General features: G+C 67.6%; 11 protein-coding genes and 1 pseudogene. 2 read left to right on the top strand and 10 right to left on the bottom strand.

The window, feature by feature from the left end:
* From CQZ88_RS31615 to CQZ88_RS22835, 7 genes and pseudogenes are all read right to left on the bottom strand, one after another.
* Positions 1 to 217, bottom strand: a pseudogene (locus CQZ88_RS31615) (hypothetical protein); the annotation flags it as partial.
* Between the two features lie 256 nt (positions 218 to 473).
* Positions 474 to 2,033 (bottom strand): apolipoprotein N-acyltransferase, encoded by a 1,560-nt coding sequence (lnt, locus tag CQZ88_RS22860; RefSeq protein ID WP_258008729.1) that lies wholly within the window; start codon positions 2,031 to 2,033, stop codon positions 474 to 476.
* Positions 2,034 to 2,087: 54 nt separating this feature from the next.
* Complete coding sequence (ccsB, locus tag CQZ88_RS22855) at positions 2,088 to 3,047, bottom strand: c-type cytochrome biogenesis protein CcsB (RefSeq protein ID WP_102800359.1); 960 nt, start codon at positions 3,045 to 3,047, stop codon at positions 2,088 to 2,090.
* A 4-nt stretch (positions 3,048 to 3,051) separates the two neighbouring features.
* A complete protein-coding gene (locus CQZ88_RS22850) occupies positions 3,052 to 4,683 on the bottom strand; it encodes a cytochrome c biogenesis protein ResB (protein ID WP_180987066.1) in 1,632 nt (543 codons plus the stop codon).
* Complete coding sequence (locus tag CQZ88_RS22845; protein WP_102800358.1) at positions 4,680 to 5,486, bottom strand: cytochrome c biogenesis CcdA family protein; 807 nt, start codon at positions 5,484 to 5,486, stop codon at positions 4,680 to 4,682. Before CQZ88_RS22845 ends, CQZ88_RS22850 begins: the two co-directional genes overlap by 4 nt.
* Positions 5,483 to 6,100 (bottom strand): TlpA disulfide reductase family protein, encoded by a 618-nt coding sequence (locus CQZ88_RS22840; RefSeq protein ID WP_258008728.1) that lies wholly within the window; start codon positions 6,098 to 6,100, stop codon positions 5,483 to 5,485. The genes CQZ88_RS22845 and CQZ88_RS22840 overlap by 4 nt, the downstream gene beginning before the upstream one ends.
* On the bottom strand, positions 6,097 to 6,687 hold the full coding sequence (locus CQZ88_RS22835; RefSeq protein ID WP_258008727.1) for a TlpA disulfide reductase family protein: 591 nt from the start codon (positions 6,685 to 6,687) through the stop codon (positions 6,097 to 6,099). The genes CQZ88_RS22840 and CQZ88_RS22835 overlap by 4 nt, the downstream gene beginning before the upstream one ends.
* 222 nt (positions 6,688 to 6,909) lie before the next feature.
* Between CQZ88_RS22835 and CQZ88_RS22830 the strand changes: the two genes are divergently transcribed.
* On the top strand, positions 6,910 to 7,686 hold the full coding sequence (locus CQZ88_RS22830) for a TVP38/TMEM64 family protein (RefSeq protein WP_258008726.1): 777 nt from the start codon (positions 6,910 to 6,912) through the stop codon (positions 7,684 to 7,686).
* Between the two features lie 918 nt (positions 7,687 to 8,604).
* Entirely contained in the window at positions 8,605 to 8,874 is a 270-nt protein-coding gene (locus CQZ88_RS22820) for a heavy-metal-associated domain-containing protein (RefSeq protein ID WP_102800355.1), read from the top strand.
* A gap of 357 nt (positions 8,875 to 9,231) precedes the next feature.
* On the opposite strand, the gene CQZ88_RS22815 is transcribed toward CQZ88_RS22820, so the two are convergent.
* The 3 genes from CQZ88_RS22815 to CQZ88_RS31610 all read right to left on the bottom strand — a co-directional run.
* A complete protein-coding gene (locus tag CQZ88_RS22815) occupies positions 9,232 to 9,705 on the bottom strand; it encodes a hypothetical protein (protein ID WP_102800354.1) in 474 nt (157 codons plus the stop codon).
* 11 nt (positions 9,706 to 9,716) lie between these two features.
* Positions 9,717 to 11,252, bottom strand: coding sequence for a multicopper oxidase family protein (locus CQZ88_RS22810; protein WP_102800353.1), 1,536 nt, complete (start codon positions 11,250 to 11,252; stop codon positions 9,717 to 9,719).
* Between the two features lie 45 nt (positions 11,253 to 11,297).
* On the bottom strand, positions 11,298 to 11,737 hold a 440-nt coding region (locus CQZ88_RS31610; RefSeq protein WP_258008725.1), incomplete at its 5' end, for an SHOCT domain-containing protein.

Raw genomic sequence — 11,737 nt, 5'->3', positions numbered from 1 at the left:
GGGGGGGGGGTGTGGGGAGGAGGTGTGGGGCGGCGGCGAGTTGGTCGAGTGCCGCATCGACTTCGGGCAGTGCGGTCAGCGCGGCCATGTCTGCAGGGAGTGGGGCGGCTGCGGGCCCGGCGGCGTGGACGTCGTTGTTCACCTGGGCGGGGTGCGCGCCGGCCCCCGCGGGAGAAGCGAACTGGGAACCCACCGTCAGCAGCGCTCCGGTGGCCATTGCCGAGGCCCACACGGTCGTGTGCGTCTCACGTGCTGCTTGTACCCGGTGGCGACCGCTCCGCCCAGGTGACTGTGACCGAAATATCACAGTCGCGTCACGGATGCGTCGGTCCCGGTCCGGCGCGGAAAGATGGTGTCGCCCCACTCAACTGCTCCTGACATGCGTTTTCTCTCCGGCGCCCGTAGGCAGCCGGTAACTGAAGATAACGAAACGATATACGATGAGGGCGGAAAAAACTACCTCGTTTAGTAGTTCATCGAGTGTGAGGCCGACGGCGGACCAGTAGAGGGGGCAAAGCAGCGAGGGAGAACAATGCTTCCGGTCCAGCGCCCAGGCGGGTGGCCCAAGTCAGTTCGGTGTTCAGCGGGAGTTTTCCGACGAGGGTGTCGGCGGTGAACATCGCGCTGTGCTCGGCGACAGCGCCGTCGGGGGTGATCAGGGCGCTGACTCCGGTGGTGGCCGCGACGATCACGGAGCGGCCGTGCTCGACGGCGCGCACCCGCGACATGGCCAATTGCTGATAGGTCATCTCGGTGCGCCCGAATGTGGCGTTGTTGGTGGGGACGGTGATCAATTGAGCTCCGGCGCGCACCGACTCGGCGACCGCATCGTCGAAGGCGACTTCGTAACAGGTGGCCACCGCGACGGGCACACCGTTGAGTTCGATGCGGCCGGTGCCGTCTCCCGCAACGAAGTTGCCGGCTCGAGCCGAGGCCGGCCACAACCGTTCGATTACCGGGCGCAGCGGAAGATACTCACCGAACGGCACCAGGCGGCGTTTGAGGTGCTGCTGGCCGGGGCCGGTGGTCGGATCCCACACCAGTGCGCTGTTGCCGCTGGTGCCATCACCGTTGTCGAGGACGGTCCCGACGAGGACCGGCACACCAAGCGCCGCGGTGGCCCGGTCGAGCCCGGCGCGGGCATCACGGTTGCGTAGGGGATCGATGTCCGAGGAGTTCTCCGGCCATACCACCAGATCGGGACGCGGGAGTCGTCCTGCTGCCACCTCGGCGGCGAGCCGTTCGGTGGCCGCAAGGTGGTTGTCGAGCACGGCGCGCCGTTGGGCGTTGAAGTCCAGCCCCATCCGTGGGACATTGCCCTGCACTGCGGCGACGGTGACCATCGGACTCGATGAGGTTTCCGCGCCGATCACCGCACTCAGAGACGTAATCGTCAGTGGCATGCCGGCGAGCGCGGCCATGGAAAGCGTTGCCCGGCGCTTCCGGACTCGCAGGAAGACCCCGGCAGCTGCGGCGGCAGTACCGGTCAGTGCCACAGCGAAACTCATGCCCGGCGCGCCCACGAACGATGCCAGGGACAGGAAAGGGCCCTCGGCCTGACCGAAAGCAAGCCGCCCCCAGGGAAATCCGCCGAAGGGCACTCGTGCGCGCACCGCCTCGGTGACCACCCAGGCTCCGGCGACGGACAGCGGCGCCCCTGGGCGAGAACTGAGCGCCGCGGCGAGTGCCCCGAACCCGCCGACGGCCAGCGCCTGGACGGCGGCAAGCGCCACCCACGGCACTGCTCCGACGTAGACTCCCACCCACGGCAGCAGCGGCAGGAAGAACCCGAGTCCGGCAAGGTAGCCGTAGCCGAATCCGGCACGTAGGCTGCGGCGCGTCACCGTGGCGGTCAGTACGGCGATCCCTATCGGAGCCAGCCACCACCATCCGGCGCGGGGAGGGAAACTGGCGTACAGCAGCAGCCCCGCAAGCGCCGCGGCAGCACAGCGCAGCAGGCGGGGTGACCACACGTCCCGCCGGCTCGGCCACGGTCCGGTGTCGGCAGTGGTGTCGGTCACGGCGATGGTCATATGGTCCTTTGCGGCGAGAGGCCGATGCGTCTGCCGGGGTCGGGGTGGGCAGGGTCAGTTCAGCCCGGCGTAGGAGTGCAGGCCGGAGACGACCATGTTGATGACGAACAGGTTGAACAGCATCGCTACGAAACCGGCGATGTTGATCCATGCGGCGCGGGTTTCGCGCCAGCCGGCGGTGGCGCGGGCGTGCAGGTATGCGGCGTAGATCACCCAGGCGATGAACGAGACGGTTTCTTTCGGGTCCCAGCCCCAGAACCGGCCCCAGGCGGCCTCGGCCCAGATCGCCCCCAAGATGACCCCGGCGCCGAACAGTGGGAAGGCGAAGATCGTGGTGCGGTAGGCCAGGCGGTCGAGGGCGCGGGCGTCGGGCAGGCGCGCCGTCATCGTCACCAGCCGGCTCCCGGGGCGGTGTTCGGCGCGCAGCGCCAGCAGAAACAACATGCTGGCCACCCCCGAGACAAGGAACACCCCGCTCGAGACCGAGACCACCGACACATGGATCGGCAGCCAGAACGACTGCAACGCCGGCACCACCGGGGCGGCGTCGGCATAGAGCACGGTGCCGGCGACGAACAGCAGCACCAGCACCGGGAGCAACGCGAACATCCACACCACCCGCAACGCCGGGCGGCGCAGCACGATCAGACCGGCGAGCACCCCGATCGCGGCGGTGACGGTGACGAACTCGTACATGTTGCCCCAGGGGAAACGGGCGGTGGCCAGCCCGCGCAGCACCATCGACCCCACGTGCAGGATCCAGGCGACCACGAGCACGCTGATGCCCATCCGGCCGAGCCGGTCCGACAGCGCACGCCCGGTCGGCGTGATCACCCGGCCGGGCCCGGGGGCTGCCGGGGGGACAGCTGCGGCGGGGACGAGGGTGGGGTCGGTGCGGCGGGTGCGGACCGCGGCGAATTCGGCGACGAACAGCACCAGGGCCAGCAGGTAGACGGCGAAGGCGGCCTCGAAGCTCAGGTCGGAGTAACGGGCGAGGGTGTCGTCGATCGGCATGGCTCTAGCGGTCCTTTTTCGCAGCAGGTGATGCCCCGGTCCCGGGGGCCAGGCGTCGGCAGATATCGGTGAATTCCGGTCCCCAGCCGGCGTGGTCGGTGCGGGCCAGCCCGCCGAGTTCGACGGCGGTGCCGCGGCCGGCGGGGCGCAGCCGCACCCAGATCCGGCGGCGTTTGATCATCAGTGAGGCCACCAGCCCGCCCATCATGGTGATCGCGAAGACCAGCACCCAGTTCTGGGCAGGGTCGTGGGAGACCTGCAGGTAGGCGAATTCCTCGGCGCCGTCGAACCGGACGGTGGTGCCGTCGGTGAGGGTGGTGTGTTCTCCGGGGCGCAGGTTGACCCGGGCCTGTTTGACCAGTCGGCCTTGGTTGATCATCTCGGCGTTGAGCGAGAAGATCGACTGGGGAATGCCGGTGTCGAGGCCGGTGTCGCCCTTGTAGATGTCGACGGCCACTGCGGGATCGCGCATGTCGGGGAACACCGAGGTGAGCAGGGTGCCGTTGAACGCGGCGGTGGGAGCGAACAATCCTTCGATCGCGATCTGGTTGCGGCGACGCTCGTCCGGATCCGGATAGGTGCCGCCGGGCGGGTCGAAGCGCAGCGCTCCGCTGCTGAGGAACGTGGTGGCGTCTTCGGGGGCGAACTGCAGTGTCTCGGTGCGTTGTTGCCCGTCGGGGAAGGTCACGGTGAACCGGGGGGCGTAACCGTGACCGGTGAGATACACCCGTTCGTCGCCCAGCCGCAGCGGCTCGTTGACCCGCACTTGGTACCGCTGCCAGCGGTCGGTGCCGATGTCCGTGCCGGTCTGGTAGGACAGCGTGGAGGTGAACATTTCGGCTTGCCCGTTGTCGAGGTAGTCGGCGGAAAAATCCTCGACCTTGAGGCAGAACGGATCGAGTCCGGTGCCGTCGGTGGCGGCTCCGGCGCGGAACGAGTCGTACACCGCCGGGGAGGTGTTGCACAATCCCGGCCCGCCGTCGGCGATGACGATCACCGACCCCTCGTACCCGAACAGCCGACCGGTGGCCACCGCCACCAGCAACCCGACCAGCGAGAAGTGGAAGACCAGGTTGCCGGCTTCGCGCAGATACCCTTTTTCCGCGGATACCGCCTGTACCGCGCCGGGCTCGGTGCGGGTGGTCCGACGCCAGCCGCGCAGCAGGTCGTGGACCCGGTCGAGGGACTCCTCGACCGGCGCGTCGAGCAGCCCCTGGTGGTGATGCGGCAATCGCGACAGGTTGCGCGGTGCAGGTACCGGGGCGCTGCGCACAGCGCGCAGATGCTCGCGCAGCCGGGGAATCAGGCAGCCGATGAGCGAAACCATCAGCAGGGCATAGACGGCGGTGAACCAGAAGCTGGCGAACACGTCGAACGCTTCGAGCCGGTCCAGGACGGGGCCGAGGACCGGACGCGCGGCGATGTACTCGTCGACCTTGCCGGCGTTGAGGCTTCGCTGGGGCAGCAACGCCCCGGGGACGGCAGCGAGGGCGAGCAGGAACAGCAACACCAAAGCGGTGCGCATGGAGGTGAGCTGACGCCATAGGTTGCGTGCCGTGGCGACGGCTCGGCGCAGCGGTGAGGGTTCCGGCGGCGGTGACGGCTTCGAGGCCGGAGCACGGTCGGTGACGGTCATATCGGCAGCACCACGTCAGTGACGAACTCGTCGCGGATCCAGGCGATGAACATCTCCCAGGCTCCGGTCATCAAGGCGAGTCCGACCGCCACGAGCAGCATGCCCCCGGCGATCTGGATATTGCGGGAGTTGCGGCGCAGCCATCCCACCCCACGCAAGGCGGTAGAGGAGCCGAAGGCCAGCGCGACGAACGGCAATCCCAACCCCAGGCAGTAGGCGATGATCAGCACCACGCCACGGGCGGCGGTGGTGCCTTCGGTGCCGGCGGCCACCGAGAGCACCCCGGCCAGCGTCGGGCCCAGGCACGGTGTCCAGCCGAGGGCGAACACTCCACCCAGCAAGGGAGCTCCTGCCAACGAGGAGATCTGCCGCGGGGCGAAACGCAGATTCTTCTGCAAGGCGGGAACCCACCCGAGGAAGGTCAACCCCATGACCACGGTGACGGCGCCACCGATGCGTTGAAGCAGTTCCTGGTTGACGCGCAGCGCCCCGATCACCCCGAAGACCGACGCCGTGGCCAGGACGAACACCACGGTGAACCCGGCGACGAACAACAACGCGGCACCGGTGACCCGCCACCGTCCGGCGGTGCGGACACGCGTATCGCCCGCCGTGACCGTCGGTGCTTCCGCCCCCGAGACCGCGGCCAGGTACGACAAGTACCCGGGCACGAGCGGAATACAGCACGGCGAAGCGAAGGAGACCAGACCGGCCAGCGCCGCCGCCGCCAGGGCGAACACGAGCGGCCCGGTGGCGGCGACCGTCTGGAAGCTGGTGCCCAGTTCTTGTGCCAGGACGATCATGATTCCGCCGCCACTCGCTCGATGACCGGCTGCAGATCCTCGGTCAGCAGCGCCCGCAGGAACACCGCGGCGACCCGATGCTGCCGGTCCAGAACGAGGGTGGAGGGGATGACGCTCGTGGGGAAGTTCCCCCCCAGGGCGATCAGGGTGCGCATCGGCGGATCGTAGATGGACGGGTAGGAGACGTTGTTGTCGATCACGAAGTCCTGTGCCTTGTCACGTTGGGGATCGCGGACGTTGATGCCGAGAAACTGCACCCCCAGAGCGCGGGTGGCGGCGTAGGCGCGTTCGAGGTCGTCGGCTTCGCTGCGGCACGGGGCGCACCACTGGCCCCACAGATTGAGCACCACCACCTGGCCGGCATAGTCGGCCAGATCCACGGTGACACCGTCGGCCATCAGATCCGGGCCGGAGAGCGGCCCGAGGGTGCCGCGGGCGGACGGCGGGTCGTAGAAGATATCGGTCTGGCCGCCGGGGGCGACGAAATCGAAGGTGCCGCCCTGGGCGACGGCATCGGTTCCGGTGCCACAGGCACCGGCTCCCAGCAGCGCAACCAGGATCAGTGTCAGCACAGGCCAGGGCCGGCGACGGTTCCTCCGGCTCGTCCCCGTCATCGCAGCATCTCCTCCACCGCGGAGCGAACCTCGGCCGGCTCGGTGAACACCGGGGGGTTCACCACACGCTCGACGGACCCGTCCCGGTGTACGAGAAAGCTCAACGGCAGCACCGGTGGGACTTGCAGGGCCTTCTGCGCGGCCGCGTCGACGTCGACGAACGAGGGATAACGCAACTCGAGTTCGGCCATCAAGGCTTGCGCGGAAGCTGCGGTGTCCTGCACGTTGAGCCCCACCACCCGGATCGCGCCCGGCTCGGCGGCATAGGTGTCGAGCACCGGCATCTCCTCCCGGCACGGCCCGCACCAGGATGCCCAGAGATTGACCAACGTGGGCTCGCCTTGCAGTGCACTTCCGAGATCAACCGTTTCGGTGGAGCCTAGGCATCGCACCGAGACCCCACTCAACTGTCCAGAGGCGGGGGCGACCGGCGCCGGACAGATTTGTCCTGTCGGTCCGTCGGCGCGGACCAGCCCTTCGGAGGTGTCGACGGGGGAAGGAGCGGTTGAGGTGGCGTGGTCGGTACGCGGCACGGTGGTGCGTTCCTCCCCGCGGGGCCACAGTCCCACAATGAGCAGGGCGATCACCGCAAGGAACCCGATCGTCGACATGGTTCTGACGGACATTGCGACCCTCCTTGGCGTATCCACACCCAATTACTATTTCAAATAGTAGTTGGGTGTGGCCGACGGCCCTGATGTCCCCCTGCGTGGCCCACCCAACGTGGCCCGCTGGGACCGGGGGACGAATCGGCATCGGCGTGCGGCGCGAAGACATCACACGCATCGACGTTGCTATCCTGGCTCACTGTGGCGAGAATCCCGCTCGGCCGTATCTTTCTCGTCGCACTGGCAGTGGCACTGGTGGCGGCGGTGGTCGCTGTCGCCGCTGTTGTTCCGTCTCCGCCGATCTCTCAGATGCGCGAGTGGGCAGCCGCGGCAGGACCGACGTTCGTGGTGGCGTTCTTCCTCGCCCAGACCGTGCTGAACGTCACCCCGATCCCGCGTACCGTGTTCACCCTCAGCGCAGGAGTGCTGTTCGATCCTCTGGTCGGGATCGGCGTCACCATCGCCGCCACGACGGTAAGCGCAGTGGTCGCGTTCGTGACGATCCGAGCGCTCGGCAGAGAGGCGGTCCAGTCCAGACTCTCGCATCCGGCGGTACGGGCCGTCGATGCCCGGCTGGCTCACCGCGGATGGCTGGCCGTCGGATCACTACGACTCATTGCAGTGGTGCCGTTCGCGGTAGTGAACTACTGCTGCGCCCTCTCGTCCGTGCGCCTACTGCCCTACACCGTCGCCACGGTCGCCGGCATCCTGCCCGGCACGATCGGAGTGGTGCTTCTCGGTGACGCAATTACCGGTCGAACGAATCCGGTCCTGACCGCGGTGACTGCTGTGTGCCTACTGGTGGGTGTGGCCGGGTTGTTGCTCGACACCCGCCTCGCCCGGCCGGCAGATGCCACCGTTGCCACTACGCCGCTCGCGTCGTCGACGAAGGCACCGTCGAATGCGCCAGTCGGATTCGGGGCCAGTCACGCCCCTGACCGGGTAAGCGGATTCGGTGAGGCACGCCGCCGGCAGTAGATGGCTGAGCAGCAGAGGTGTGGACCACCCCCGAGAACATGGAGGTTCGATGAAATGACTCGGCCTGGCAGGGGACGGTCCTACCGTCGGGGACTGCGCCTTCAGCCACTGGACAGCTACCGCCGCTGCAGACCGCAGCTCGCGCGGAGCGTACCCGCGGCACCGGCAGATCGCGGCTGAGGAGCGCCGCCGCCTGACACTGCGGCGCGAAGGTGCTCGCTCGGGAAACGGCCCAGGGTGATGACATCTGGAGAAGTCGGTCGGGCACGCCGTCAAGGACAGTCGACCGGCGACCTACGTCAATGCCGGTGTCCGCCGCCGGGGAGCATCATCATCGCCATCATCCCACGCAGGCCAGGGCGAACACCACCGCTCCGGCTCCTACGGTGCCGGTGAGCACCAACACGAGGGCAACGACGAGCACCGGGATACAGCACGCGAGCATCATCCGGCGGTGACGATCGTGACCACCACAGCTCTGAGGTCCGCCATGACCTCCGGGACGGCCGTGGACCTCGGGCGCGGGTCGCGCCGATCTTCGTTCGTCATGGTGTTCCACCCTGCAACGAAGCCGAGACGTATCGCCGTGGCGCAGCCTATGAGCACATATGCCCCGCCGACCACACCGGCGAGGCCGATCATGACTCGGGCAATCCGCTCGGTGGGTGACACCGACACTCCACTGGTGCATCAGCACCGATCCTCTATGTCCGTTGGGAGCCGCCATCGCAGCCCGTCTGTCCGAACAGATCCGAGTCTTCTCACACGGATGCGGCCTTGACCGGTCATTCGATGAAGATTCGTTGAAGAATCCTCCGCGCAGGCCCCCTCCCCCTGTGCTTTATACCCCCGAGGGGTATATAACCGAGGAATGGACGGATCTTCCGTCCGGCCGAGCACACGAGAGGGCGTAGAGCAATGAACGGCACCACAGTCAAGGTTCGAGGCATGACATGCGGACACTGCGTGTCGACGGTGAAGGCCGCAGTCGGATCCGTCCCCGGAGTGACCGCCGTGGAGGTGGACCTGCAATCCGGAACTGTCACCAGTACCGGTACCGCCTCTCCTCATTCTGTAGCCCGAGCCATTTCGCAGGCCGGATACGACGTCGACTCCGCCGAGCAGTCGACGCCGGCCACGCAGACACTTCCGCGAACGGGAAAGTCCGGAGGATGCTGCTGCGGCTGACCCTTGCGCACAGCGGCGGCGCCGATACGGCGCCGCCGGCTGGATCGAGACCGAGTGTGATGTGGACCTACCGGTGAAATCGAGCTCGCAGCCGACCAACCACGGTTCCCCCGGTCAGGTGACACCCGCGGTGTCCTGAACGACGCTGGCTCCGTTCCGAGTTCCGGCCGTTCTCGCCGCGATCCGACCACCGGACAGACCGATACGAAAGGCTTCTCGAAGCCTGACGGTCATTGCCTGCGCACGCAATGCACCACCACGGGCCGCACACGACGCCGAATCGGTACTCGATGCGGACCTCCGCGGCGGCCAGTCGAGCCGCATCGCCGATGAGGTGGCCGTGCCTGCCCGCCCGTCTCATCCGCCGTGGTGGTCACCGTGTTCGCTCGGGGTTCCGGTCACCGGCGCCGAGGTCTGTCCCGGCGATTCGGACGGGTCATCGGAGGTGTTCCCGGTGAGAGCGGGACCGATGACGAACGCGGACAACGCGAACATCCCGGCGAACACCACCAAGGCGATCGCCGGCGCCTTCCAGGTGCGAAAACGACGATACAACCGGCGCAGCATCGGGATCGAGAACACCACACCGAGGACGAAGAAGAGCAGAGTGCCGCCGGCACCGGTGACCAAGGCGGCTCCGGCGATCAAACCGACATGATGCAGCACGTGCGGCACCAAACCCATCACCGCGCCGATTGCCCCGGAGACGGCGTTCCACACTGCCGCCAATGCACCCTTCTTCGTGGGCTCGACCGCAGGTGTCGACTCGTCGGTGGGGGTGTCCTGGGCGAGAGGGTGAGAGTGATGATGCTCGCCGGGATGCATCGACATGGGGATCCTCCTTAGGCCCGGTAGGACACGGTCGTCATCATTCCCGCCTCCTGGTGGTAGGCGTTGTGGCAGTGCAGGGCCCACTGCCCGGGATTGTCGGCGTCGAACTCGATCTCCACGGTCTGCATGGGGCGCACCGTGACGGTGTCCTTGCGTGCGCCACTGGAGACCAGGGCGAAGGTGTGCCCGTGCACGTGCATCGGATGGAACATCATGGACATGTTGCGAAAACGCATGCGTACGCGTTGGCCCTGCGCGACGGTCAAGGGTGCAACGTCAGGAAAGGCACGTCCGTTGAGCGTCCACCGGTACGGCGACATGGTGCCGCCCATGTCCACGCTCAGATAGTTGTCGTGCGACTTGTCCACCAGACGGACCTGCTCGTGGGGACTCAGGTCGGTACCGAGCAGAACCTGCCGGTCCAGTTCCGGGGGCCGGGTATCGGCGGGGCCGGCACTGCCGGACCCGGTGCGCACCAGCGCCACACCGTATCCGGGTTTGCCTTCGGCGGCGGCGTAGAGGGGAAACACGCCGTCGGCGAGGGTGAGCAGGACATCGAACCGCTCACCCATCCCGATCAGCAGGGCGTCCGTCTCGCGGGGAGTGACCGGGAAGCCGTCGCTGTGCGTGACCGTCATTCGGTGCCCCCCGAGGGCGAGGCGAAACGCGGTATCCGAACCGGCGTTGACGATCCGCAGCCGCACCCGCCGCCCCGGCGCCGAGGTCAAGCTCACCGGATCGGTGGGGATCCGACCGTTGACCAGGTAGTACGGGTAGTTCACATCGCCGGCACCACCGAGCAGATCCGACCGCATCGTCTCTGCGCCCATGTCCCCCATACCCTCCATGTCTCCCATGGAGCCGTGATCCATTCCGCCCATTCCCCCCGGGGGTTCGGACCCCTCCCCGGAGGCAGCCATACCGAGTTCACGGGCGACGTCGTCGGGGGTGCGGCCGGTGCCGTCGACCCAGTCGTCGAGCACGACGACCCATTCGTCGTCATAACCGCCGGGCTCGGCCGGGTCGTCGATCACCACCACCCCGTACAGACCGCGGTCGAGTTGGACCCCCGAATGCGAGTGGTAGAAGTAGGTGCCGGGGTGGGGGGCAGTGAATTCGTAGGTGAACCCACCGCCGGGGGCGATGGGATCCTGTGTCAGTCCCGGAACTCCGTCCATGTCGTTGCTCAGCGCGATGCCGTGGAAATGGATGCTGGTGTCGGCAGGGAGTTGATTGTCCACCCGCACCTGCAGCAGGTCCCCGGCCCGGGCTCGCAGCAGCGGACCGGGCAGCGTGTCACCGTATCCCCAGGTCTGCACGATCCGACCTCCGAGGTCGATCTGAGTCGGGCGCGCCGTCAGATGCGCGGGGACGATCGTTTGATTCACCACCCGGCGCTGGGCTTCGAGCCGCCGCACTACCTCGGCGGTCGGGGCCACCGGCTCTCCGGAGGTTCCGGTTCGGCCGCATCCGGCCAGCCCACCGAAGGCCACCGCCCCGGCGGCGGACGCGCCGATCAAGAAACGGCGACGGGACATCTGCACCACACATCACTCCTCAAAACGTCGACGGCGACAGGTTCGGGCGACCGGTCAGCGAGTCGAGCGCAGCGCCTTCAGCCGCGCTCGGTATTCCTCGACATCGATCTCACCGCGGACGAACCGGGCGTCGAGCAGGCGCGCCGGATCGTCGCCGTGGGGCTCGGATCCGGTGCCGATGCGGCGCTCGGGACGGAACACCGCAGCGATGCCGAACACCACCAGCGCCCAGAAACCGACCATGACCAGCGCCATCAGCAGCCAACCGACCCAACCCATCGCGCCCCATTGCCACATCATGGTCGCCCCTTCCTCGAAGCCCGATGCCGATCCTCGTCGCCGAACCCCATGGTGGAGGTAGGTCTTTGATGAAGGTTCATTGAAGAAGGCCGCGGCGGATCCGCCGCCCTCCACCGGGACGGCCCCCAGGTCGGTGCAGGGCGTCCGATTCCGAACCACCGCGGCTAGTAGGACTTTGTTAGGTCGGGAAGGTG

Source organism: Rhodococcus sp. ENV425 (assembly GCF_002887785.1).
Classification (GTDB): Bacteria; Actinomycetota; Actinomycetes; order Mycobacteriales; family Mycobacteriaceae; genus Rhodococcus; species Rhodococcus aetherivorans.
The sequence above is the reverse complement of the archived record's forward strand: the minus strand, read 5'-3'. Positions and strand labels throughout refer to the sequence as shown.